The sequence below is a fragment of the Streptomyces sp. NPDC036813 genome (assembly GCF_055609245.1).
In genome coordinates this window covers 342,600-364,889 of record NZ_JBVJPV010000006.1, presented here as the reverse complement: position 1 = coordinate 364,889, position 22,290 = coordinate 342,600, and the positions used below count along the sequence as shown (strand labels likewise).

Genomic DNA, 22,290 nt, shown 5'->3' with positions numbered 1-22,290 from the left:
TCTGGACCGTGAAACTCCGCTTTTCCGTCGGCAGGTCGTGAAACGCGCACGCGATCCATCATTTATGCTCGATCGGTGAATCAGCCCGTGGGGTCCTGACCAGGGCGGACATCGGACGCGGAAACCGGTCGGACCCACAGCGATTTTCATATGATCTGCATGGGGGGGAATCCCGTGAAGGGGTCGTCCACACCACTGGTATCCGTCGTGATACCGGTCTACAACGCGCTGCCTTATCTGGAGCAGACGCTCGCCTCGGTCGCACAGCAATCGATTGGCATGGACGCGCTGGAAATCATCGCCGTCGACGACGGCAGCACGGACGGCAGCGGCGAGCGGCTCGACGCCTGGGCGAAGGACAGGCCCTGGCGGATGAAAGTGATCCACCAAGAGGCGTCGGGCGGCCCGAGCCGGCCGCGCAACGTCGGACTCGACCACGCCAGTGGCACCTACGTGTTCTTCCTCGACGGCGACGACTGCCTCGGCCCCGAGGCGTTGGAGCGGCTGGTCGCCATGGCGGAGAAGAACAGCTCCGACGTGGTCCTCGCCAAACTCGTCGGCGTCGGACGGCGCGTGCCGCGGCAGGTGTTCGCCAAGAACGTCGACAAGGCCGACCTGTCGAAGGGCGACGTCTACTACACGCTGATGCCGTTCAAGCTGTTCCGGCGCAGCATGCTCGAGACGCACGGCATCCGCTTCCCGGAGCACATGCGCATCAGCGAGGACCAGCACTTCGTCGCCCGCGCCTATCTGCACAGCAAGGTCATCTCGATCGTCGGCGATTACGACTGCTACTACGTCGTCAGACGGGGCGACGAGGGGAACATCACCGCGAACGGCCTGGAGCTGAGCACGGTCCTGCAACAGGCCGACGAGATGATCCAGTTGGTCACGGAGATGACCGAACCCGGCCGGTTACGCGACCACCTGATCACCCGTCACGTCCGGGTGGAGATGGTGCGCCGCTTCGACCGCCGATTCCTCGACGCCGATGCCGCCACCCGCAGGGAACTGGTCGAGCTGGCCCGTCCGTACGCCGGCAAGTGGATCACGCCCGCGGTGCTGGCCGAGTTCGACCTCCACGAGCGGCTGGTCAGCCACTGCCTGCGCGAGGGGCTGGCGGACGAACTCGCCGCGGTCGTCGAGTGGGACCTCGCCGACCGCCCCGGCAAGTCGCTGACGAGGAACGGCAGGCTGTACGCCGCGCCGCCGTACCCCGCCGCGGATTCCCCGGTGTACGAGGAGCTCTGCGAGATCACCTCCGACATGCTCAGGGTCAGCCCGCGCCGCCGGCTCGACCACCTGGTCTGGCAGGGCAGCGTCCTCGAACTGGGGGGCTACGGCTACCTCGACCAGGTGGACACCGACGACCTGGTCACCGAACTCGTCCTGCGCCACACCCGCAGCGGCAAGGAGATCGCCGTCCCGTGCGAGCAGGTGCCCTCCCCGCACCTGACCGTGGCCCGCGGCAAGGAGACGTACGACTACGGGCGGGCCTGCTTCCGGGTCCGTGTCGACCTGGCGAGCGTCGACGACGGGCGGGCCCTGCCCTCCGGTGACTGGCACCTGTCCCTGCGGTGCACCGGGCACGGCATGAGCGCGCGCGGCACGCTGGGCGGGGCGCTCGGCAACGGCGTGGGCCGCCGCGGCCCGCACGCGCTGTCCCTTCCCGGGACCGGCAAACGCGTCCACACCGCCCGGGTCCGGCCCGACGAGGGACAGCTCGTCCTGCACTTACGGCCCGCCCCGTCGGCGGTCACCGCCTACGCCTTCAGCGTCACCGGCAAGGCCGCCCGCGCGCTGCGCGCCCGCCTCACCTGAAGGCGAGGCGCACGGGCGTCACCACGGCCGGATCGGGCACGTCCCGGTCCGGCGTCCGGCGGCATCCAGCAGGTGACCCATCCGTTTGACGGTACGCACACCGACGATGCGGTCGGTGATCTCCAGCGACGGCAGCCGGGCGCCCATCGCGGTCTCCCGGTGCTGCACCGCGCCGAGGTCGCGCATCCAGTAGGTGGCGAGAACGTTCGACGTTCCGGTGACGGCGGCCACCAGCCGGCACTCCGGCAGCGTGCCCAGGGTGCGGTGCAGGCCGTTCGCGTCCCGGGCCGGCGCCCGGCCACGGAAGGTCACCGCCACCGGCAGCGCGCTCAGCGCGGGGGAGAGGTCGCAGCGGAAGCGGGCCATGTCGGAGGCGGTGAGCCGGTGCAGCCGGCGCCGCACCGTGGCGGCGCTGGTCCCGGTGAGCTGGGCCAGCTCCGCCAGCCCCAGCCGGCCGTCCCGGGCGAGCAGGTCGAGCAGGGCCCGGTCGAGCGCATCGAGCGACGGTGCGGCCCCGCCCTCCCGCTCCCGTGCCCCGGCCGGATCAAGGGCGCTGAGCTGCGCGGCGTCCAGGGAGCCCAGCCGCCAGCGCGTGCCGTCGGCGTAGAGCGAGGTGGCGAACAGGCACTCCACGCCGGTCACCCCCGGCAGCAGCGCGAGGTGCTCGGTGACGAACCGGTGCAGCGCCGCGGGCGTCGGTGCCAGCACGTCCAGCAGGAGATCGGCGGAGCCCGGAGCCGTCAGTTCGACGGTCACCGCCTCCGTGAGGCCGGCAACCCGCGCCGCCAGCCGCTCGCGTTCCGCCGGCGCGCAGCCGACCAGCACGAACGCCGTGCAGCGGGTCCGGGTGAACGCCGGTCCCGGCACCACGGACAGCCACGCCAGTCCCTCCCGCGTCAGCCGCTCCCAGCGCCGGGCCAGCGTCACCGCCGTGACACCGAGCAACGGGGCGAGATCGGACCACGCCGCACGCGGGCGGATCTGCAGCGCGTGCACGAGAGCGAGATCCAGCTCGCTCACGGTGTCCGATTCCTTCACCCGCGCCGACCTCCGTGCAGGATTTCCGCGATGTTCCCGGACCCTTCGACCGAGGGTCGCACTCTAGCCATCACCTCGGATTCCAGCCAAGGGAAGACGGTGAGACAGTGACCGGAACCATCAGCCGCGGCCGCCGACTGCTCGCGACCATGACCCTGATCGTGGTGTGCAGCGGAGTCGTCCAGGGCTACCTGACCCCGCTGCTGCCCGTCGTGGGGCAGCACATCGGCCTCTCGGGCGTCGGCCAGAACAACCTGTACCTGCTGTCCCAGCTCGCGTTCGCGGTGCTCACACCGCTGCTGTCTCGCTGGGGCGACATCCACGGCCACCGGCGGCTGCTGCGGGTCGCCGTCGCGATGGTGGCGGCCGGCTCGGTGCTCATCGCCGTCCGCCCGACCACCGCGACGCTCGCGGTGGGCATGGCCCTGCAAGGCGCCGTCGTCGGCTTCTTCCCGCTGCTGGCGGGCATCCTGCGCTCCCGGGCGCCGGAACGCGGCCGCACCGGCATGTCCGTCCTCGTGGGCGCGCTGCTGCTGTCCATCGGCGTCGGCGGTCTGGTCGCCGGCTCGCTCAGCGAGGAGCACGCGTCGGCCGGGCTGTGGACCGCCGTACCGTTCGCGCTGCTCGCCCTGGCCGCGGCGCTGGCGCTGCCCGACAGCACGACGCAGCGCGCGGGCCGCTTCAACACGCCGGCGGCGACGCTGCTCACCGTCGGACTCGGCGCGCTCGTCCTGGTCCTCGCCCAGGGCGGCACCTGGGGATGGGCCTCGGCGCCCACCCTGGCGACGGTCGCCGTCGCCGCCATGGCCCTCGTGCTGTGGGTGCGCGTCGAACAGCGCTCCGCCCACCCCCTCGTCGACGTCCGGCTGCTGCGCAACGCCAGACTCGCCGTGGTCAGCGCGCACACCTTCTGCGCCGCCTTCGGCACCATCGGTTTCCTCGGGGCGAACGCGGTCTTCCTCGGCGCCCACCCCGACGGGGACGGCTACGGCCGAGGACTCGGCTCGCAGGACATCGCGCTGATCTCGCTCGCGATGGTCGTCGCCGGCTGCGCCGGATCCACCGCCACCCCGCGCCTGGCCCGGCTCATCGGGGACCGGGCCACGCTCGCCGCGGGCGGCGGCGTCGGCGCCGCCGGTTTCACGTCCCTGGTGTTCTTCCACGTCTCCCTGCCGCAGTACCTGGCCGGCGCCCTCGTCGTCGGGGTAGCGACCGGCATGTTCGAAGCCGTCACCCGCACCCTGTCGGTGGAGGTCGTCGAGGACGCCGAGACCGCGCTGTCCGTCGGCATCAACGAACTCGCCCTGTCGCTGGGCGCGGCGATCGGCGCCGCCGTGATCGGTGCGCTCTTCGCGGCCCACCCGGCAGCGGGCGGCGGCATCGCCCCGGCGGGCTATCTGTGGGCCTGGGCCGTCTGCGCGGCCGTCGCCCTCGCCGGAGCGGCGATCTGCCTGCTCTTCAAGGGCGGTGGTGCCCCCGACACCGCCTCGACGCCCACCCTGATGACGACCAGTGAGAAAGCCGCATGACACGCCCTCAGCCCCCCGCCCCGTCCACCGGCCAGGCCCTGACCGCGGCCGCGGACGCCGTCCGCTCCCGGCGGGACACCCTCGTCGGGCTCAGCCACAGCCTGCACGCGGAACCCGAGACCGCGCTGCGGGAGTTCAAGTCCGCCGCGAAGATCGCCTCGGTGCTCGCCGACGCCGGCTTCCGGGTCACCGACGGCGCGGGCGGCGTACCGACCGCCCTGGTGGCGACCTACGGCACCGGCGACCTGGTGGTGGCCCTGTGCGCCGAGTACGACGCGCTGCCCGGCATCGGCCACGCCTGCGGCCACAACGTCAACGGCGCCGCCGCGGTCGGGGCCGCGCTCGCACTCGCCGCCGTGGCGGACGATCTCGCCCTCACCGTCAAGCTCGTGGGTACCCCGGCGGAGGAGGACATCGGCGGCAAGGTCCTGCTGCTCCAGGCGGGCGTCTTCGACGACGTCGCCGCGGCGATGATGGTCCACGCGGCGCCCGAGGACACGGTCGGCGCCTCCTCTCTCGCCGTGGGTGCCTGGGACGTCACCTACCGGGGCCGCCCGGCCCACGCCGCGCTCGCCCCCTGGGAGGGCGTCAACGCGCTCGACGCGATGACGCTCGCGCACACGGCCGTGGGCCTCCTGCGGCAGCAGCTGCCGCCCGGGACCCTGGTCCACGACATCGTCCTCGAAGCCGGCCACGCCGTGAACGTCATCCCGGAACGCGCGCGCGGACGCTACGAGTTGCGGGCGCACACCGTCGACGACCTCGCGCACGCCCGGCAGCGGGTGCGGGCCTGCCTGGAGGCGGGCGCCCTGGCCACGGGAGCGGCCCTGGACCTCGCCGCGCACGGCCACGACTTCGCCGACCTGCGCCAGGACGCCTACCTCACCGCCGCCTATGTGCGGGCCGCCCGCGCCCTGGGCCGTGAGCCGGTGGACCGGCACGGGCAGCGGATGGCGTCCACCGACATGGGCAACGTCTCCCACGCCGTACCGTCGCTGCACCCCACGATCGGCTACGACACCCGGGGCGCGACGCAGCACACCGAGCAGTTCGCCCGCTACGGCACGAGCCCCGGCGCCGACCTGGCCGTCCTGGACGGGGCCATCGCCCTCGCCCATGTCGCCGTGGAGCTGGCCGAGGATCCGGTCGGGCGGCAGCTGTTCCTGGACCGTGTGGCGGCCCGCCGTGGTGACGCCGCTACCGCGTGAGCGGGTCTACCCCTTCTTCCGCGCGGTCACCAGCGCGAAGGAGAGGAACTCGCCGCCGTCCGTGGTGAGCATGTCGCGCCGGCCGGCAGCCCGGGTCGTCCGGCCGGTGCTCGGCGCACGCCTGCGTCCACAGCAGCCAGTCGCGCCAGCCGTCCGGCTGGATCCGGGCGGAGGTGACCGTCACCAGCTCGGTGATCTTCCCAGGCCTTTCCCCGCCTTCGGGGGGAGGCGGCGTGCCGGAGCGCCGGGGCATCGGGAAGACTGGGCGGCACGCAGCGTAGGAGGAGAACAGCCGCCGATGACCGAACCCCGCCCGGCCTCCGCGTCCCGTCAGCCGACGATCGCCGATGTGGCACGCGCCGCCGGTGTGTCCCGTACGACCGTCTCGCACGCGCTCAACGGGCTGGGCAAGGTCGACCCGCGCACCCGGGAACGCGTCAAGCGGGTCGCCGAGGAGCTGGGCTACCGCCCCAACCTGCGCGCCCAGCGACTGCGGCGCGGCGAGGCCAGGGCGATCGCCCTGCTGTCGTCGATGCCGCTCGCCGTGGCCGGGGGACCGTCCCGGCTGGGCTTCTACATGGAGGTCGCGGCAGCCGCTGCGGAACACGCGCTGGCCCACGGGTTCGCGCTGGTGCTGCTGCCGCCGGGGGAGTCCGGCGCGGGGCTGCGCACGGTCGACGTGGACGGCGCCATCGTCGTGGAGCCCCAGGAGGACGACCCCGTGGTCGCCGAGCTGCGCGAACGCGGCCTGCCCTGGGTGGCGCTCGGCCGGCCGGTGCCGGACGCGGCGCAGGCGCCGTATGTCGACCTCAACGGCGAGGCGGTCACCGAACTGCTCCTGGACCACCTGGCCCGCGAGGGCGCCCGCAGCCCCGCGCTGCTCACCGCGCCGGGCACCCGGTCCTCGGCCGTCGACGCGCGCACCGCCTACGCCCGCGCCGCCGAACGTCACGGCTGGCCGCAGGTGACGGCGGTCGCCGAGGAGTCCGGCGGCGAGCAGGCGGGCTACGAGGCGTGCGCCGCCCTGCTGCGCGAACACCCCGGCATCGACGCGCTGTGCGTCATGGTCGACGCGTTCGCGGTGGGCGCGGTGCGCGCGCTGCACGACAGCGGGCGCGCGGTGCCGGACGACGTCCTCGTCGTCACACGCTACGACGGTGTCCGCGCCCGCACCTGCATGCCCCCGCTGACCGCGGTGGACCTGCACCTGGAACAGGCGGCCGCACAGGCACTCGACCTCCTGCTAGGGCAACTGCGGGGCGCCACGGACGACACGGGCCACGCCCCGTCCCCGCCCCTCCCGTCCCCGAGCCTGGTCCCCCGCGCCTCCTCACTACGGCAGCCGCCCAGCACCCTCTGAAGCCGGGCGGCGTGTCCACCCCACAAGGGGTGCGCGGACACTGCCGGACGCCGGGCGCGATGTCCGACCCACAAGGGGTGCGGTGCCACTGCCGGAGGCCGGGTGGAGCGGCCAACCCACAAGGGGCGCGGGGAACTGCGCGACCCGCTCACTGGTCCGCAGCCGAAGGTCCACCGCGGGTCCCGGCGGGTGGCCGTCGGGCGGACCCCGGAGGCCGGGTGCGGCGGCCGACCCACAAGGGGCGCGGGGAACTGTGCGATCAGCCCCCCGCGAGCACCCGAAAAGCCACCGCCGCAGCGACCCGCGCGGGCCCCGCGCTCACATCCCCAGCATCAGCACCAGCCCCGACACCAGCGCGAACACCAGCACCCCCAGCCGCAGGCGGCGCGCGTTCAGCCGGTGGTGCACCAGCCGGCTCAGAGCCGCCCCCGCGGCCAGCGCGGGCAGCATCCACAGCACCGTACCCAGGTGATCCAGGTGCGCACGCCCCGTGCAGGACAGCAGGACCAGGGAGGCGGCCTCGCCGAGCAGGAAGCACACGGCGACCGTGGCGCGCAGCTCCGGCGGCGGCCGGTGCTGGTAGACCAGCGCGAGCGGTGGCCCGCCCACGCCGGTGGCCGTCTCGGTGATCCCGGTGACCAGACCGGCGCCCACATACGCGGCACGGCCCGGCGCGAACGCCGGCGCGGCGAGACTCACCAGCGCCGCGAGCACGGTCGCCACCCCCACCAGGAGCCCGAGGTCGTGCTCGGGGACGGCGGCGAGCAGCACCAGCCCCGCCGGGGTGGCCGCGAGGCGGGCGCCGGTGATCCAGCCGGCGCCGCGCAGATCGATGCTGGACCGCTCCCGCAAGGCCACATACAGGTTCAGCGGGATCATCGACGCGAGCAGGAAGACGGGCAGCAGTCCCGGGTCCGCGAGGCCGGCCACCGGCGCGACGATCAGGGCGTAGCCGAGGCCGCTGGCGCCCTGCACGAAGGCGGCGACGGCCACGGTCACGGCCAGCAGGGCGAGGGCGTCACCGCTCATGCGCCCACCTCCCGCGCGATCTCGACGCGGATCATCGGGCGGCCTCCGTGGAGGGTCGGTGCACCCGGACGATGGGGGCCCGCCCGACGACCTCGGCGGCGAGTTCCCGGGCCCGCGCCACGAGGGCACGGCCGTCCCAGGTCAGGGGCGAGCCGTGCCACAGCCGCAGGCGTCCGGCCGTGAACACCGCCGTGATCTGGTCGCGGTTGCCGCGCCGCAGCAGCTCCCAGGGCAGGTCGTGCGAGGCGGCCAGTTCGGGGACGGTGAGGTCGACGAGCAGGAAGTCGGCCGCCGCGCCCGTGGCCACCACGCCCGCGCTCACGCCCGCGACACCGGCCGTCGATCCGAGCCCGACGGCGTCGGCGCCCAGCCGGGTGCCGTGGTCGAGCCAGGTCCAGCCGCCGCCGCACGAGGAGTCGCCGGTGGCCAGGCCGTGGGTGAGGCGCTGGGCCGTCTCGGCGGTGTCCAGCAGCCGGAAGGCGTCGCCGCGTGTGCCGTCGGTGCCGAGGCCGAAACGGATGCCCTCCTGCGCCATGAGCAGGGCGGGCGCCACGGCATTTCCCTTCCAGGCGCTGGCCACGGGGTTGTAGCTGACGGCGGTTCCGGTGTCGCGCAGCAGGGCGAGCTCACGGGGCGTCAGCAGGGTGGCGTGGGCGGCGAGCAGGTGCGGCCCGAGCACGCCCAGCCGGTGCAGATGCTCCAGCGGCCGCAGTCCGTGCCGTACCAGGGAGCGCTCCACCGCGGCGAGGTGTTCGTTGACGTGGATCTGGAGGACGGCGCCCGCCTCGGCGGCGAGGCGGGCGAGGTTCGCGAGGGTGGCCTCCGTGGCCGCCTCCGGGATGGAGACGGCGAGGGAGGGGTGCACCAGCGGGTCGCCCGCGTAGCGGGAGAGGTGCTTGCCGGCCCGGGCGAGCACGTCGTCAGCGCCGGGCTCGTCGGCGTCGTTGCAGATCGCGCCCAGGACGCAGCGCAGACCCGCGTCGCGTGCGGCGCTCGCCACGGCCTCCACGTCGATCGGCGCGCGCGTCCCGGCGTCGGCGACGGTCGTGAAACCGCCGCGCAGGGCCTCCCACGCGGCGAGTTTCGCCGCCACGTACGCCGACTCCTCGTCGAGCGCGCCTTCGAGCGGCACCCACACCCGGCGGAAGATCTCCGAGGGTTCACCGAACGCCAGCGCGGCGCCGAAACTCTGCGTGAGGTGGTGGTGGGCGTCGACGAAGCCGGGCAGCAGGGCCCGGCCGGCCAGCCGTACGGGGCTCAGCGCGGGATGGTCGCGCAGTACGCGTGCGGTCGGCCCGACGTCGGTGAAGGCGGTACCGGTCACGACGACGGCGTGGTCCTCGGCGGGCCCGTCGGGCAGCAGAACCGTGTCGGGGACCAGCAGCAGCGGTGCGTCGTCGCGCAGCAGTGGCCCGGGGTCGGGGCTGGACAGGAGGTGCATGGTGTCCTTGTCGTAGATGTTCATGCGGGGCTCAGGGGTGGTGCTGGTCGGGGGGAGCGTCGACTGCCGCGCCGGTCGCGGGGACGGGCTCGGCGGGGGCCGCCTCGAGGGAACGGGAGACCCACGGCGCCCGGTGGAAGAGCGCGTGCAGCAGGGCCGCGGTGAACGCCCCCACGGCGACGCCGCTCTCCAGGAGGATGCGCGGGGTGGGCGGGAGCTGGGCATAGACGCCGGGCACGAGGATCGGGAGCAGACCGGCGGCCAGGGCGACGGCGACGATGAAGGTGTCCGTGTGGTCGTCCAGGCCGGCGCGGCCGAGGAGTTGGATGCCGAGCACCGTGATGACGCCGAAGACGACCAGCGCGGTGCCGCCCACCACGGGCGCCGGGATCGCGTTGACGAGCCGGGCCACGGGCGCGAGGAATCCGATGACGATCAGTACGAGTCCGGCGGCCACCGTGACGAAGCGGCTGCGCACGCCGGTGAGTTTGACGATGCCGATGTTCTCGCCACTGGTGACCATCAGGGGCAGGCCGAAGAAGCCGCCCGCCAGCGAGACGAGCGCGTCGCCGCGGATGGTGCGGGGCGCGTCCCGGCGGGCGTCGGGTTCCAGACCGACGGCCTCGCTGTTGACCACGGTCTGTCCCGTCGCCTCCGCCATCGAGGCCAGGCTGTAGACCAGCAGGGGGAGCGCGGCGACGAGGTTGAACTGCGGTGTGCCGAACGGCATCAGCTCCGGCGCGTGCAGCAGCCCGCCGCCGCCCGCCAGATGCACCTGGCCGAGCAGGGCGGCGAGCGCGGTGCCGGCCAGCAGGCCCAGCATGACGGAGAGCTGGCGCAGGGTGCCGCGCAGCAGCCCGTAGGCGACTACGGTGAAGCCCACGGTGGCCAGGCCCAGCAGCAGGGCGCGCGGCTCGCCGAAGCCGCTGGTGCCGGGGCGTCCGGTGACCAGCAGGGCGCCGACCTTGACCAGGTTCACGCCGACGATGGTGATCATCGTGCCGATGACCAGGGTGGGGAAGAACTTCAGCAGCCGTGAGAACACCGGCAGCACGACGAAGTAGAAGACGGCGGTGATGATCACCGCCCCGGTCGCCGTCCGCAGTCCGTGCTGGTCGGCGATGGAGAGGAACAGCACGAGCGGCGCACCGCCGGGCAGCATGACGAACGGCAGCCGCGCCCCGATGCCCCACGGTCCCAGGGACTGCAGCAGGGAGCCGAGGCCGGAGAGCACGAAGGCAGCGGCCAGCAGGTTGGCGGTCAGGGCGGGTGTGAGGTGCAGTGTCGCGCTGACGAGGAAGACGCTGGAGATCGGGGTGGCGGCCATGACCAGCACGTGCTGGATGCCGAACAGCAGCATCCGGTGCACGGGACGGTAGGCGTCGACGGGGTGGCGGCGCCGGTCGTCGGCGTGCGCGGTGGTGTCGGGGTCCGGGGCGGGGAGTGGAGCGGTGCGTAGCGACACGGGGGACTCCGTTTCGGGGTCGACTCGCTCGGTGGTTCGGCCTTCACGATGGGCCCGGACGGCGGCCAAATCGATTTGGCCAAATCGATTTGGCCGCCAGTATGGAAGGGGTGGCGGGGGGAGTCAAGAGGGTGCGGCGATCCGCCGGCCGACCGCGCTTACGGGATCCCGCGCCGCGTTCCGCTCCCGCCTCCGCCGGAGCTGCCCGGCCTCAGATGGGCGACGGTCGGGGCCGCCGCCGCGGGGGGGACGCTCAGGTCCCGAGGGGAAGCTCGGGACCGCCGCGGGGGATGCTGAGGAGCGTCGCGGTGAGGGACGCTCAGGAACGCTGCCGCAGGGGGACGCGGGCCACCGTGAGGGAGGCCGCCGCGGCGGCGAAGCCGAGGACTCCGCCGGCCGCCACGTCTCCGGGGTAGTGCACCCCGGTGTGCACGCGGGCGTAACCGACGGCGAGCGCCAGCGCTCCGAGCGGGACGGCCGCCGCGGGCAGCACGACGCCGACGGCGGTGGCGAACGCGGTCGCCACCGCCGTGTGACCCGACGGGAAGGACGCCGACTTCGGCATGGGCACGTGCCGGTCCACGACCACCCGTGCCTGTTCCCGGTCGGGCCGCCGCCGGTGGACCATCCGTTTGCCGCACAGGTTCGCCGCCGCCGAGGCCAGCGCGACCGCGCCCACCCCGGCCAGCGCAGCGCGCCGGGAGCGGCCCGGGCCGAGCGCCAGGAGGGCCGCGACGGTGAGCGAGATCTTCGAGTGGTCGGCCGCGTGCGACAGCCGCCGCAGGGCGCGGTCCAGGGTGGGCGTGGGGGTGGCGGCCACCGCCGCGTACAGCGCCCCGTCGACCGCGCGGAGGTCGCCGAGCACGGCGGCGGCGGTGGCCTCGACCCGCGTCACGGTCCGGCGGACCGCCACGGCGGGCGGGACGGGAGTGCGGTCGGCCACGGTCGTCTCCTCGCTGCGGTGCACCGCGCTGCGTGCACCGCCCCGATGCTGCTCGCTGTGTCGCCCGGAGCGGGCGCTGCCGTGCCCAGCCTGCGCACTGCCGCAGCGGAGGGCGTCCCGGCCGGTCCGTACGGGTGAGTCACGGGGCGGACACCGCGCCGAGCCGCGATGCGGCGGGCGGCCCGTCGTCGCCGTACGTCCTCCCGAGTCGTGGCCGCACGTCCTCCCGGGCGGCTCGTCACGGCCGTACGTCCTCCCGGGCGGCCCTGTGTTCCGGTGCCGGGCCGGCCGGGTGGCGGGCCTCCCGGTCCACGGCGAGGGCCACCAGGCCGGCGGCCAGCGACACCACGCCGCCGACGACGAACCCGGCGCGGGCGCCCCAGCGTTCGCTCAGCCAGCCGACGCACAGGGCGCCGAGCGGCGTCGAGCCCTGCATCACCAGGGTGTACAGCGCCAGGACCCGGCCGCGGAAGGCCGGGTCGCTGCCCAGCTGGACGCGGTGATTGGCGGCCTGCGCGAAGTAGATCGTGGCGAAGCCGGTGAGGAAGAGCAGGGCGACGGTGGCGGCAGGGGTAGGCGCCCAGCCGACCGCCGCCTCCAGCAGCCCGAACCCGATCGCGGCGCCCGTCACGAGCCGCGCGGACGGCCGGCCGCTGCGCCCGCTGGTCGCGAACGCGCCCAGCAGCGACCCGGCCGCGAAGACGGTGGTCAGCAGCCCGAAGGAGGAGGCGCCGGTGTGGAACACCGTCTTCGCCAGCAGGGGCAGGGTCAGCTGGAAGTTCAGCCCGACCAGCCCGATCACCGCGACGAGTGCCATGGGGGCGGCCAGGTCGGGCCGCCCCAGCGTGTGGCGCAGCCCGTCGACCACCCGGGCGTGGCGTGCCTCGTGGGGCGCCCGGAGCAGTTCGGCGGGCCGCATCAGCCGCAGCCCCGCCACGGTCGCCAGATAGCTGGCGGCGTTGACCAGCATCACCCACCCGGTGCCGAACGCGGTGAGGAGCAGCCCGGCGAGCGCCGGCCCGAGCACCCGGGCGACGTTGAAGTACGCCGCGCTCATCGCGGACGCGTTCGGCACCACGCTCGGGGCGACGAGCTCGCTGATGAACGCGAGGCGGGCGGGCACCTCGACGGCGTTCACCAGGCCGAGGGCGAGCGCGAACAGGTGGATGTGCCACAGGGCCACCGCGTCCGCGAACACCGTCAGGGACAGCAGGAGTGCGAGCGCCGCCGACACCACGTTGGCCGCGGTCAGCAGCGCCCGCTTGTCGCGGCTGTCGGCCAGCCGGCCGCCGTAGAGGGTGAACAGCATGGGCGTGAACTGCAGTGCCGTCACCGTTCCCAGGGCGACGCCGGAGTCGCCGGTCAGTCCGAGCACGAGCCAGTCCTGCGCGACGACCATCATCCAGGTGCCGGCCGCGGACACGATCTGCCCGGCGGCGAAGAGCCGGAAGTTGCGGGTGCGCAGGGCGCGGAAGCGGTACGACAGGGGAGCGATCACGCCGTCATCCTGCGGGAGGCCTCATGAGCGCGGCTCGAGGTGCACACGGCGCCGCCACCCGCGGGCGCTCACCCGGAGCCGTACGGCCCATCCGATGATTCTTCGGTGCTCAGCGGGTCATCACTTCGTCAGCAGGAAGCGAAAGGAGATCCGTCATGCCGGAACCGAGGGCGGCGCGGCAGCCCCTCACCGAACTCGACGCCCGCTACAGCTCCGCGCTCAACCCCCGCCCGGGCGCGGCGGACGTCACCGCCACCGCATGGGCGCAGGCCGAGCGACTCCTGGCGGCCGCCGAGATCTTCTGGGTGTCCACGGTGCGCCCCGACGGCCGGCTGCACGTCACGCCCGTGATCGCCGCCTGGCACGACGGAGTGCTGTACTTCGCCACGGGCCCCGCGGAGCAGAAGGCGCGCAACCTCGGCCATCACGCGCACTGCGCGCTCACCACGGGCGGCAACTCCCTCACCTCGGGTCTCGACCTCGTCGTCGAGGGCAGGGCGGAGCGCGTCACCGATCCGGCGCTGCTGGACGCGGTGATCGCGGCGTACGAGGAGAAGTACGGCGCGCACATCACCTCGCCCGAGGGCACCTTCCACGGCCTGGGCGACGCCCTGCGCAAGGGCGACGCGACGGCGTTCGCGGTCGCGCCGGCCACGGCGTACGGCTTCGGGCGCGACGGCGGGGTGTACTCCCACACGCGGTGGTCGTTCTGAAGGCGAGCGTCAGCCGTCCCGCAGGCGACGGGCCGCCGCCACCAGATCGGAGGGCAGACCGGGGCCGGCGCAGGCGACGTCGATCAGCAGGTTCCGGTACGGGGAGCGGGGCATGTCGGACGCCACGGTGAGGAGTTCGCCGAGGTCGGCCGGGGAGCCGTCGAGCCGTGCGCGGTAGGCGGCGCCGGCGGCACGCAGGGTGGGCTCGGTCGGCTCGCACGTCAGCCCCTGCTCCACCAGCCGTACCGCGGCGGCGAAGTCACCCTGCTCGGCCCGCAGGTCCGCGAGGTCGAGTTGCAGCGACCAGTTGCCCGGGTCCAGGACGAGCGCCCGCTCGAACGCGGCGGCGGCCCTCTCGGGGTCACCGAGCTTGCGCCAGGTCCCCGCGCGCACGACCTCCGTCATCATGACCCGCTCGACGGCGTCCGCACGGTCACAGAGTGCGAAGGACGCGTCCGTGAGACCGCAGGCCCGCAGCAGCATCGCCATCCTGGCGAGCGGCTCGGGGGACGGCGCCGGCCGGCGGGAGGCGACCGCGTCGATGGCGCGGAACCAGGGCCGGAACCGTTCCCGCATACCGTCCCCGTCCAGGTCGTGGCCGCGGTCCATCGTCCGCATCGCGGCCTCGGCCAGCGCCTCCGCGCTCACCGCACCGATGAAGCGGTCGTCGCCGAACCACGGGGCGCCGGCCCAGGCGATGTCCGGTCGCACCCCCGTGACGGAGCCGATGGCCAGCGCCGCGGTGTCCATGTCGCCGTCGAGGAAGCCGAGGTACGACCGCGCAAGTACGTTCGCCAGGGAACCGCCGGCCTCGACGGCCCCGGCAGTCTCGGCCCGCCGGTCCGTCCACAGCTCGGCCAGCGCCGCGTAGGGTCCCGGGTCCTCGGGCGCGGAGGCGATGGCACCCGCGGGAAAGCTCACCGCTGCCGCCGGGCTGCCGCCGCAGTGCGCCATGACGCGCGCGAGCGCGATACCGGCCGTGATTCCCTGGTTCGACACGGCAGGAGGATGTCCCCGCCCTGATCACCGGCCGGGGGCTCCCTGCCCCGGGCGCCGGTGGGAATGCCCGGGCCGGCACCGTGGTTACAGCTCTCGTGGCTGACATGCACTGACCAGGATCGTGGTGGTGTGTCGGTCCGGGAAAGGAGAGCTCCATGGCACGCAGCACCGTGCGTCCCGTCGTCCGGCTGAAGTCGACGGCCGGGACCGGTGTCACCTACGTGACGCGCAAGAACCGCCAGAACGACCCCGACCGGCTGGTCCTGCGCAAGTACGACCCGGTGGCAGGGCAGCACGTCCTGTTCCGCGAGGAGCGCTAGAGCCGGCGCACCACCCTCGATGACGGGCCCGGGCCTCACGTGAGGCCCGGGCCCGTCGGCGTTCCGGTACCAGTGATCAAGACGTGACCTGTACGGAGGGCAACCTCCCGCGGTCCGGCGAGGTCATCTGGGCATGATCCGACGCCTTGCCCGCAGCGGTGCGCTGTTCTTCACCGCGGCCCTGCTGCTGACCGCCTGCTCCCGCACGGAGGACGCCCCGGCCCCCGCTCCCGCCGCGCACCCCGTCTTCGGCCAGCGGCTGGACCGGCAGATCTTCCTGGCCCTGCGCCGGACGCAGCAGGACGGCACCGCCGCCTTCACCCAGACGATCACCTTCGCCTCCAAGCAGGGCCGGGCGGTGCAGACCGTCAGCGGACGGATGGACTTCGCTCAGGGAGCGGGCGCGGCGACGGCGAGGTGGGATCCGGCGCCGGGGCTCCCGAAGGACGTACGGGACACCTTCCTCGGCCTGACTCCGGGCAAAGGCAACGCCGACGCCTCCGGGAGCATGCTCGTGGACCGCCGGACCATCCGCTACCGCGCCGGGTCGGCGGCGTACTGGCTCGAGTACCGCACCGGTGACACGGCACCGGACGTCGCGGGTGACACCATCGACGCCCTGCGCGGAACGGAGGCGCCGATCGGCGGCACGCTCCTCGAAGGGCTCGGCGCGACGGTGGCCACGTCGCAGCGCCCCGACGGCCCGGGGCGGGTCTACCGGGCGGAGATGCCCAGCTCCACGGCGTGGGACGTGTTCCCCGGCGACCTCAGGCGCCACTTGTCCGCCGGGTTCGCCCGCGTGATGTCCTACCGGACCAGCGCTCCTCTCCCGGCGACCGTCTCCGTCGACGGTCAGGGCCGCGTCACGCACGTGCGCGCCGACTTCTCGTCGACGCTGGGGAGGAAGGACCGTGCCTTCAAGGACATGACCTCCCTGACGATCGACCTCCGGCTCTCCGGACACGGCACCTCGCAGCCGGACATGAAGGCCGACGGGCCGGTCCGCGCGGCGGGCGAGGCGGTCCACGGCATCGAGTCGGTCGAGCGCGGCGGGTGCATCGACTTCAGCACGGGCCAGCGCTACATGGCCACCGTCGTGGTCGTGCCGTGCGAGGGACCGCACGACGGCCGGGTCTTCGCCCAGGAGAAGTTGGGCCCGCGAACCTACCCGGGCGCCGAGGCGGCCCAGCGCAAGGCCGGTGACGCCTGCAGTGACGCCTACGGGCGCGCCTCCGGCGACTGGACCTCCGCATCGGACGAGCCCGGCCACTTCTGGTTCATGTGGTCGTCCAAGGGCGAGTGGAACGACGAGGGAGGCAGGGCCTCCTGCTACGTCGTCACCGGCAAGGGTGCAGCAGAGCACTCGCACTGACAGCAGAGCACTCGCCCCGATATAGGACAAGAACCGGCCTACATGCCGCCTACCGTCTTCCTCACCGGCGAAGCGACCGAGAGGAAGCACCCATGTCCCAGCAGAGCAGCCCCGCACCGGACGGCTACACCACCGTCGCGCCCTGGGTCGTCACGGAGGACACGGGGGCGTTTCTCGACTTCGTCACCGAGGTGTTCGACGGCGTGGAGCTGGCCCGGGTGCGGACCGAGGACGGGCTGATCGGGCACGGGGAGATCCGGGTCGGCGACACCGTCGTCCTCGCCTTCGACCGGCACGCGGACTGGCCTGTGCTGCCCAGCCTGCTGCGGGTGTTCGTCGCCGACGCGGACCAGGCGTTCGCGCGGGCGGTCGCGGCCGGCGGAGAGGTCGTCACGCCCCTGTCGGACAATGCGTTCGGCCAGCGTGGCGGACGCGTCAAGGACCCCTTCGGCAACGTCTGGTGGGTCGTCGCCCACGTGGAGGACGTACCCGAGGACGAGATGTGGAAGCGGCTGTGCGAGCCCCGGTACGCCGAGTCCATGCGGGTGGCGCAGGAGACCCTCGACGCCGAACTGAGCGGACGGCGGCAAGGTGCGCAGCAGCGCACCGGTGCGGACGGCCGACTGACCCCGGCGGCGGCGGCCGGTCCGGGCTCTCACCCCGAGGTCAGGCCGCGGCCCGTTCCACCGCCGCCAGGACGGCCTGCACGGCCGTGTCGTACAGCGTCTTCGGGTCGACGGCGCTCAGCTCGTCGATGTGGGCCCGGGTGACGGGGTAGTCGCCCTCCGGGAGCCGGGCGTAGACCCGGGTCCAGGTCGTGCTGTCCTTCTCCCGGACCTCGGGGTCGAGCGAGCTGAGCGCGGCGGAGTGCGCGCACAGCCCCAGTGAGGTGTCCACGAAGGTCCGGTAGAAGAGCACGGTCTCGGCGGGGGACAGCCCGGCCCGCGCAAGGGTGGCGAGTTGCAGTTCCACCAACCGGCGCTCGGCCGGCCCGCCGGTGGTGCGGGCGAACGTCAGCGTCGTGATCGCGGGGAGCCGGGTCTGGACCTGCCAGGTGGCCTCCGCGATCCGGCGCAGGGTGTCCTGCCAGGCCTCGTCGGCGGGCGTCTCGCCGATCTCGTCGAGGATCATCTCCATGGTCCGCTCGCTCAGCGCGAGCAGCAGCTCGTCCTTGTCGCGGAACAGCCGGTACAGGATGGTCACGTCGACCTCCAGCTCCTGGCCGAGCCGGCGCATCGTCAGGCCGCCCACGCCCTCACGCTCGGCGAGCGCGAAGGCGGCGCTCACGACGGCCTCCTGCCGCACACTCCTGCGTTCGCGCCGCCCCGTGCGCCCGGTGCTCTCGGGCTGCTCCGGGTGTGCGGCGGTAGCCGTCTTCTTCGGCATGGATCTCCTCGGTCAGGGCTGCGACGGCAAACCGGCCACCCGGCGCCCGCGGCGCCGGCCTGCCGCGAAGCGACCTTACCAATGGGTACGGACGGAAACTGCCAACATCGTTGACAACGGCGTTGGAGTCGGGTTCCTTGGTCGCACCGCATCGGCCACCGGGCGATGCACCCCGGCCGCCCACCGGCCGGTCCCGCACCGGCCGCCCCGCCGTCCCGTCCCCCGCTCCGCAGTCAGGAATCCCATGAGCCGACACCTGCGCCTGGCCCTCGTCCAGGCCCCCGCCGAGTCCTTCGAACAGTTCGCCCAGGGCCTGCGGCGGCGCATGACGTCGCCCAACCGCGCCGACCTCGTCGTCTACCCCGAGGCCCATCTGTACTCGCAGGACACGGAGGCACTGACCGAGGAGGAGATCTACGCCGCGCACGCGGAACCGCTGGACGGCCCGCGCGGCAAGGCGCTCGGCGACCTGGCCCGCGAGCTCGGCATCTGGCTGGTCCCGGGCACCGTGCTGGAGCGGGCGCAGGACGGCCGCGTGTACAACACCGCCGTCGTCTACGACCCCCACGGCGACCTGGTCGCCCGCTACCGGAAGATCTTCACCTGGCGGCCGTACGAGCCGGTGTGCCCGGGCCGCGAGTTCGTCGTCTTCGACATGCCCGGTCACGGCCGGGTCGGCCTGTCCGTCTGCTACGACAGCTGGTACCCGGAGCTGACCCGGCACCTGGCCTGGATGGGCGCTGAACTGGTCGTCAACGTCGTCCAGACACCGACCGCCGGACGCGCCCAGGAGATCCCCGTCAACCAGGCCAACGCCATCGTCAACCAGGTGTGGGTGGCCAGCGTGAACGCCGCCGCACCCACCGCGCACGGCCGCAGTCTCCTCATCGACCCCGAGGGCCACATCCAGGTGTCCTCCACCGGCGCGGAGGACACCACCCTGCTCAGCGTCGTCGACTTCGACCGCGTCCCGGCCGCCCGCAAGTACGGCACGAGCGGCGACTCCTGGCCCTGGGACCACTTCCGGCCCGGCGACATCCCCCTGGAACTGCCGCTGTACGGCGGCCGCATCGACCCCGCGACCTGGCGCCCTGCGGTTTCTCCGGAGACCCCCGCCGCACTGCGCCCCGCCGAGGGGAGCGTGGCCCGATGAGCGGACAGCAGCAGCTCTCCCGCCGGCTGACGCTGGCGTCGGTCGTCACGTTCGGCCTGGCCTACATGGCGCCCAGCCTGGTGATGGTGATCTTCGGCGTGATCTCGAGCGCCAGCGCCGGAACCGCGCCCACCGCGTTCCTCGTGGCCACCGGTGCGATGTTCCTCACCGCGCTGAGCTACGCCAAGATGGCCCGGCACTACCCCGTCTCCGGCTCGGCGTACTTCTACGCCCGCAAGCTCATCGGCGCCCCGGTCGGCTTTCTCGTCGGCTGGGCCGTGCTCCTGGACTACCTGTTCCTGCCGATGGTGGCCTGGCTGGTCCAGTCCCTCTACCTGAACGCGCAGTTCCCGGCCGTCCCGGTCTGGGCGTGGATGCTGATCAACGCAGGCCTCACGACCCTCGTCAACATCATCGGCCTCACCCTGACCGACCGCGTCAACAAGCTGCTCACCGCCCTGTCCGTCTTCCTCGTGCTGCTGTTCGTCGCCTACTGCCTGGTCCACCTCGCCCACCACGCGCCCACGTCGTACACGGCCCCCGTGTGGAACGCCGAGACCAGCCTGGGCGGCCTGTCGGCCGCGGCCGCCGTCGCCGCCTACTCCTACCTCGGCTTCGACGCCGTGACCACGCTGTCCGAGGAGACCCGGGACGCGGAACGCACCATCCCGCGCGCCGTCGTCCTCGTCATCGCGATCGGCGGCCTGCTGTTCGCCGCGGTGGCCTACCTCATGCAACTGGTCCACCCGGGCGGCGTGTTCGACAACCCCGAGATCGTCGCCTACACGATGTCCGTCGAGGTCGGCGGCCAGACCTTCGCCGACTGGACCAACATGGCCGGCATCGTCGGCGGATTCGCCTCGGGCCTCGCCGTCCAGCTCAGCTCCAGCCGCCTGATGTACATCATGGGCCGCGACGGCGTTCTGCCCCAGCGGGTCTTCGGCGCCCTCAACACCCGGACCTTGACGCCGGTGTACTGCATCCTGCTCACCGGAGCGATGTGCGTGCTCGGCCTCAACATCTCCCTGGCGACCGCCACGTCCTTCATCAACTTCGGCGCGTTCCTCGGCTTCACCGTGGTCAACGTGTGCGTCATCACCTACTGGGTCCGCCACCGCGGCACCCGCGGCGTCGGCCTGCTCGGTCACGTCGTCGCCCCCGCCCTCGGGGCCTGTGTCACCGTCTGGCTCGTCACGCAGCTCAGCATGGCCGCGCTGACCATCGGCGGATGCTGGCTGGCCGCCGGATGCGCCTGGCTGCTCTGGCTGACCCGGGGGTTCAGGCGTCCCACCCCCGGACTGAGCACGGCCGAGGAGGCGCACACCGGCCGGCCGGCGGCACAGTCGGTGCCGGGCACCTGAGACAAGTATCCGGTAACGATCTCCGTGCGCATCTTGTGACAGGTTGCCCCCCTTCTAGCATCCGACCATGCCCTTCTTCTCGACTCGCGGCCGCACCCCGCGTCTCGCCCCGGAACTCGACGACGCCGACCTCGGCAAGCTGCTGAAGCGCCTGCTCTCGGCGTCCAGGTTGAACATGGCCGGCGGGACGGAGATCTGCGTGGCTCAGACAGCCCAGCTCCTGGAGCCCGATGACCAGAGCGCCGACCGCAGGGCACACCGTCTGTCCGTCCTCGCCGAGTTCCTCTCGACGTCCCATCTGCCGGGCGCCTGGGCGAGACGGGACCCGCGCAACGCCCGTGCGCTGGTGCTGCATGCCTGGTCCGAACTCGAGCAGGGCCGCGGCACCGGCCGTATGGCCGATGCCGCGGCGACCTGGAAGAGGTGCCTGCTGGCCGCCGAGCTCGACCCGGAGGATCCCTCGCCGTGGGTGGTGATGCTGGGCGTCGCCCGCCTGGAGCGCTACGCCGAGCGCGAGGTCTTCTCCGTCTGGAACGAGATCGTGGCCCGGGACCGCTGGAACCGTGAGGCGTATCTCAGCATGCTGGCCTACCTCAGCCCGCAGGAGGCCGGCTCCCTCGGTCAGGTCCTCGAATTCGTCGGCTCCCTGCGCACCCGGATGCCGGCGAACGCACCCTGCGCGTCCGTCGAACTCGCCGCGCACCTCCTGCAGTACCACTCCGCCATGGCGCGCGGCGGGACCGAGGCGTTGCTGGCCCGCAACCACTGGAACGGCGAGCGGGCGGCGCAGTTCCTGGACCGGGCGCTGGCCACCTGGCCCAGTCCGGCGTTCTTCTCCCACGCCGCGGCCGTCGCCGACCTCAATATGCTCGCCTACGCCCTGACGGCGGCCGGCGGTCCCCGGGAGACCGCTCCGGTGTTCGAGGCCATCGGCGGAAAGGTCACCAGCTGGCCCTGGCGGGTGGAGGGCGACCCTGTTGCCGCGTTCGAGACGGCCCGCAACAAGGCACGCTGAGCCTTTGCCCCGAACAGCCGGAAGGCCCGGACCGTCACCGGTCCGGGCCTTCCTCCTCAGCGGGTCACAGCTGCCGGGTCACCCCAGCTTCTTGAAGGCCGCCTCGCCGCGCTCCCAGAGGGTGACGTCCCCGAGCGGACACTCGGGGAAGTCGCCCCGCAGCAGCCGGGTGAGGAACTGCGCCATCCCGCAGTCGTAGCGGCTGAACTCGATCTTTCCGCGGTGGAACACCAGGACGGGCCATGCCGCCGGGTCCTCGCCGGAGGCGTCCCAGCACATCAGATCGGCACTGGAAGCCGCCCCCCAGGCGATCAGCCGGGGCGAAGTGCCCTCCAGACCGGGCGCCTTGTAGGCGTCCGCCCAGGTGTCCTCGGCGTTCCCGGTCTCCTCGACCATGCCGTCCCAGCCGACCTCGGCCAGCGGCGCGTTCGGCTGCGGCGCGAGGACCACCAGGAAGTCCTGGATCACCCCGGCGCCGTACACCTCCATGAACCGCCGGTAGTCGGGCGGGAACGGGCGACCCCACGACCGGGCCATCAGGTCCCAGTCGACGGTCCTGCCGCCGTCCGCCGGCGGTGGCATCAGCCGCATCAGGAGATCCACGTCGGCTGCCGTACTCATCCGTTGTCCTTCCCGAGT

At 73.2% G+C, this 22,290-nt stretch carries 19 protein-coding genes and 1 pseudogene; 11 read left to right on the top strand and 9 right to left on the bottom strand.

What is annotated here, in order from left to right; all coding sequences use genetic code 11:
* Nucleotides 1-150: 150 nt before the first annotated feature.
* Nucleotides 151-1,821, top strand: a complete 1,671-nt coding sequence (locus ACZ67Q_RS15995; RefSeq protein ID WP_471181846.1) for a glycosyltransferase family 2 protein — start codon at nucleotides 151-153, stop codon at nucleotides 1,819-1,821.
* An 18-nt stretch (nucleotides 1,822-1,839) separates the two neighbouring features.
* Here ACZ67Q_RS15995 and ACZ67Q_RS15990 read toward each other — a convergent pair whose 3' ends face one another.
* Nucleotides 1,840-2,841 (bottom strand): AsnC family transcriptional regulator, encoded by a 1,002-nt coding sequence (locus ACZ67Q_RS15990; RefSeq protein WP_471181843.1) that lies wholly within the window; start codon nucleotides 2,839-2,841, stop codon nucleotides 1,840-1,842.
* Nucleotides 2,842-2,966: 125 nt separating this feature from the next.
* On the opposite strand from ACZ67Q_RS15990, the gene ACZ67Q_RS15985 reads away from it, so the two are divergent.
* The 3 genes from ACZ67Q_RS15985 to ACZ67Q_RS15975 all read left to right on the top strand — a co-directional run bounded on the left by ACZ67Q_RS15985 (nucleotide 2,967) and on the right by ACZ67Q_RS15975 (nucleotide 6,956).
* Nucleotides 2,967-4,388, top strand: coding sequence for an MFS transporter (locus ACZ67Q_RS15985; protein WP_471181841.1), 1,422 nt, complete (start codon nucleotides 2,967-2,969; stop codon nucleotides 4,386-4,388).
* Nucleotides 4,385-5,596 (top strand): amidohydrolase, encoded by a 1,212-nt coding sequence (locus ACZ67Q_RS15980; protein WP_471181839.1) that lies wholly within the window; start codon nucleotides 4,385-4,387, stop codon nucleotides 5,594-5,596. The genes ACZ67Q_RS15985 and ACZ67Q_RS15980 overlap by 4 nt, the downstream gene beginning before the upstream one ends.
* 298 nt (nucleotides 5,597-5,894) lie before the next feature.
* The gene (locus ACZ67Q_RS15975) at nucleotides 5,895-6,956 is read left to right on the top strand and encodes a LacI family DNA-binding transcriptional regulator (protein WP_471181837.1); all 1,062 of its coding nucleotides are present in this window, start codon (nucleotides 5,895-5,897) and stop codon (nucleotides 6,954-6,956) included.
* A gap of 318 nt (nucleotides 6,957-7,274) precedes the next feature.
* Here the strand turns inward: ACZ67Q_RS15975 and ACZ67Q_RS15970 are convergent, their stop codons facing one another.
* The 5 genes from ACZ67Q_RS15970 to ACZ67Q_RS15950 all read right to left on the bottom strand — a co-directional run bounded on the left by ACZ67Q_RS15970 (nucleotide 7,275) and on the right by ACZ67Q_RS15950 (nucleotide 13,332).
* On the bottom strand, nucleotides 7,275-7,985 hold the full coding sequence (locus tag ACZ67Q_RS15970; protein WP_471181834.1) for a TSUP family transporter: 711 nt from the start codon (nucleotides 7,983-7,985) through the stop codon (nucleotides 7,275-7,277).
* A gap of 31 nt (nucleotides 7,986-8,016) precedes the next feature.
* Entirely contained in the window at nucleotides 8,017-9,450 is a 1,434-nt protein-coding gene (locus ACZ67Q_RS15965) for an amidohydrolase family protein (protein ID WP_471181832.1), read from the bottom strand.
* A gap of 7 nt (nucleotides 9,451-9,457) precedes the next feature.
* Nucleotides 9,458-10,786, bottom strand: a complete 1,329-nt coding sequence (locus ACZ67Q_RS15960) for a uracil-xanthine permease family protein (RefSeq protein WP_471181958.1) — start codon at nucleotides 10,784-10,786, stop codon at nucleotides 9,458-9,460.
* 424 nt (nucleotides 10,787-11,210) lie between these two features.
* Nucleotides 11,211-11,834, bottom strand: coding sequence for a phosphatase PAP2 family protein (locus tag ACZ67Q_RS15955; RefSeq protein ID WP_471181829.1), 624 nt, complete (start codon nucleotides 11,832-11,834; stop codon nucleotides 11,211-11,213).
* Nucleotides 11,835-12,072: 238 nt separating this feature from the next.
* Entirely contained in the window at nucleotides 12,073-13,332 is a 1,260-nt protein-coding gene (locus tag ACZ67Q_RS15950) for an MFS transporter (RefSeq protein WP_471181827.1), read from the bottom strand.
* A gap of 155 nt (nucleotides 13,333-13,487) precedes the next feature.
* Here ACZ67Q_RS15950 and ACZ67Q_RS15945 point away from each other — a divergent pair, with 155 nt between their 5' ends.
* Nucleotides 13,488-14,045, top strand: a complete 558-nt coding sequence (locus ACZ67Q_RS15945) for a pyridoxamine 5'-phosphate oxidase family protein (protein ID WP_471181825.1) — start codon at nucleotides 13,488-13,490, stop codon at nucleotides 14,043-14,045.
* Nucleotides 14,046-14,054: 9 nt separating this feature from the next.
* Here the strand turns inward: ACZ67Q_RS15945 and ACZ67Q_RS15940 are convergent, their stop codons facing one another.
* Nucleotides 14,055-15,044, bottom strand: a complete 990-nt coding sequence (locus ACZ67Q_RS15940) for a tetratricopeptide repeat protein (RefSeq protein WP_471181823.1) — start codon at nucleotides 15,042-15,044, stop codon at nucleotides 14,055-14,057.
* A 155-nt stretch (nucleotides 15,045-15,199) separates the two neighbouring features.
* Between ACZ67Q_RS15940 and rpmG the strand changes: the two genes are divergently transcribed.
* From rpmG to ACZ67Q_RS15925, 3 genes and pseudogenes are all read left to right on the top strand, one after another.
* Nucleotides 15,200-15,364: a 50S ribosomal protein L33 gene (gene rpmG / locus ACZ67Q_RS15935; RefSeq protein ID WP_366841512.1), complete on the top strand. Its 165-nt coding sequence runs from the start codon at nucleotides 15,200-15,202 to the stop codon at nucleotides 15,362-15,364.
* A gap of 133 nt (nucleotides 15,365-15,497) precedes the next feature.
* Entirely contained in the window at nucleotides 15,498-16,736 is a 1,239-nt protein-coding gene (locus ACZ67Q_RS15930; RefSeq protein WP_471181821.1) for a hypothetical protein, read from the top strand.
* A gap of 92 nt (nucleotides 16,737-16,828) precedes the next feature.
* A pseudogene (locus ACZ67Q_RS15925) lies at nucleotides 16,829-17,363 on the top strand (VOC family protein).
* Nucleotides 17,364-17,402: 39 nt separating this feature from the next.
* Here the strand turns inward: ACZ67Q_RS15925 and ACZ67Q_RS15920 are convergent.
* Entirely contained in the window at nucleotides 17,403-18,122 is a 720-nt protein-coding gene (locus ACZ67Q_RS15920; RefSeq protein ID WP_471181819.1) for a TetR/AcrR family transcriptional regulator, read from the bottom strand.
* Between the two features lie 244 nt (nucleotides 18,123-18,366).
* On the opposite strand from ACZ67Q_RS15920, the gene ACZ67Q_RS15915 reads away from it, so the two are divergent.
* The 3 genes from ACZ67Q_RS15915 to ACZ67Q_RS15905 all read left to right on the top strand — a co-directional run bounded on the left by ACZ67Q_RS15915 (nucleotide 18,367) and on the right by ACZ67Q_RS15905 (nucleotide 21,651).
* Nucleotides 18,367-19,275, top strand: a complete 909-nt coding sequence (locus ACZ67Q_RS15915; protein WP_471181817.1) for a carbon-nitrogen hydrolase family protein — start codon at nucleotides 18,367-18,369, stop codon at nucleotides 19,273-19,275.
* Entirely contained in the window at nucleotides 19,272-20,636 is a 1,365-nt protein-coding gene (locus ACZ67Q_RS15910) for an APC family permease (protein WP_471181815.1), read from the top strand. The genes ACZ67Q_RS15915 and ACZ67Q_RS15910 overlap by 4 nt, the downstream gene beginning before the upstream one ends.
* A gap of 67 nt (nucleotides 20,637-20,703) precedes the next feature.
* Nucleotides 20,704-21,651, top strand: coding sequence for a hypothetical protein (locus ACZ67Q_RS15905; protein ID WP_471181812.1), 948 nt, complete (start codon nucleotides 20,704-20,706; stop codon nucleotides 21,649-21,651).
* Nucleotides 21,652-21,729: 78 nt separating this feature from the next.
* Here ACZ67Q_RS15905 and ACZ67Q_RS15900 read toward each other — a convergent pair whose 3' ends face one another.
* Entirely contained in the window at nucleotides 21,730-22,272 is a 543-nt protein-coding gene (locus ACZ67Q_RS15900; protein ID WP_471181810.1) for an SMI1/KNR4 family protein, read from the bottom strand.
* Nucleotides 22,273-22,290 lie beyond the last annotated feature (18 nt).

What these genes read in the sequence shown, in the direction of transcription:
- ACZ67Q_RS15995 (WP_471181846.1), top strand. Translation starts at nt 151, where the DNA reads ATGATCTGCATGGGGGGGAATCCCGTGAAGGGGTCGTCCACACCACTG.
- ACZ67Q_RS15980 (WP_471181839.1), top strand. Translation starts at nt 4,385, where the DNA reads ATGACACGCCCTCAGCCCCCCGCCCCGTCCACCGGCCAGGCCCTGACC.
- ACZ67Q_RS15975 (WP_471181837.1), top strand. Translation starts at nt 5,895, where the DNA reads ATGACCGAACCCCGCCCGGCCTCCGCGTCCCGTCAGCCGACGATCGCC.
- ACZ67Q_RS15970 (WP_471181834.1), bottom strand. Translation starts at nt 7,985, where the DNA reads ATGAGCGGTGACGCCCTCGCCCTGCTGGCCGTGACCGTGGCCGTCGCC.
- ACZ67Q_RS15965 (WP_471181832.1), bottom strand. Translation starts at nt 9,450, where the DNA reads ATGAACATCTACGACAAGGACACCATGCACCTCCTGTCCAGCCCCGAC.
- ACZ67Q_RS15960 (WP_471181958.1), bottom strand. Translation starts at nt 10,786, where the DNA reads ATGCTGCTGTTCGGCATCCAGCACGTGCTGGTCATGGCCGCCACCCCG.
- ACZ67Q_RS15945 (WP_471181825.1), top strand. Translation starts at nt 13,488, where the DNA reads ATGCCGGAACCGAGGGCGGCGCGGCAGCCCCTCACCGAACTCGACGCC.
- rpmG (WP_366841512.1), top strand. Translation starts at nt 15,200, where the DNA reads ATGGCACGCAGCACCGTGCGTCCCGTCGTCCGGCTGAAGTCGACGGCC.
- ACZ67Q_RS15930 (WP_471181821.1), top strand. Translation starts at nt 15,498, where the DNA reads ATGATCCGACGCCTTGCCCGCAGCGGTGCGCTGTTCTTCACCGCGGCC.
- ACZ67Q_RS15920 (WP_471181819.1), bottom strand. Translation starts at nt 18,122, where the DNA reads ATGCCGAAGAAGACGGCTACCGCCGCACACCCGGAGCAGCCCGAGAGC.
- ACZ67Q_RS15915 (WP_471181817.1), top strand. Translation starts at nt 18,367, where the DNA reads ATGAGCCGACACCTGCGCCTGGCCCTCGTCCAGGCCCCCGCCGAGTCC.
- ACZ67Q_RS15910 (WP_471181815.1), top strand. Translation starts at nt 19,272, where the DNA reads ATGAGCGGACAGCAGCAGCTCTCCCGCCGGCTGACGCTGGCGTCGGTC.
- ACZ67Q_RS15905 (WP_471181812.1), top strand. Translation starts at nt 20,704, where the DNA reads ATGCCCTTCTTCTCGACTCGCGGCCGCACCCCGCGTCTCGCCCCGGAA.
- ACZ67Q_RS15900 (WP_471181810.1), bottom strand. Translation starts at nt 22,272, where the DNA reads ATGAGTACGGCAGCCGACGTGGATCTCCTGATGCGGCTGATGCCACCG.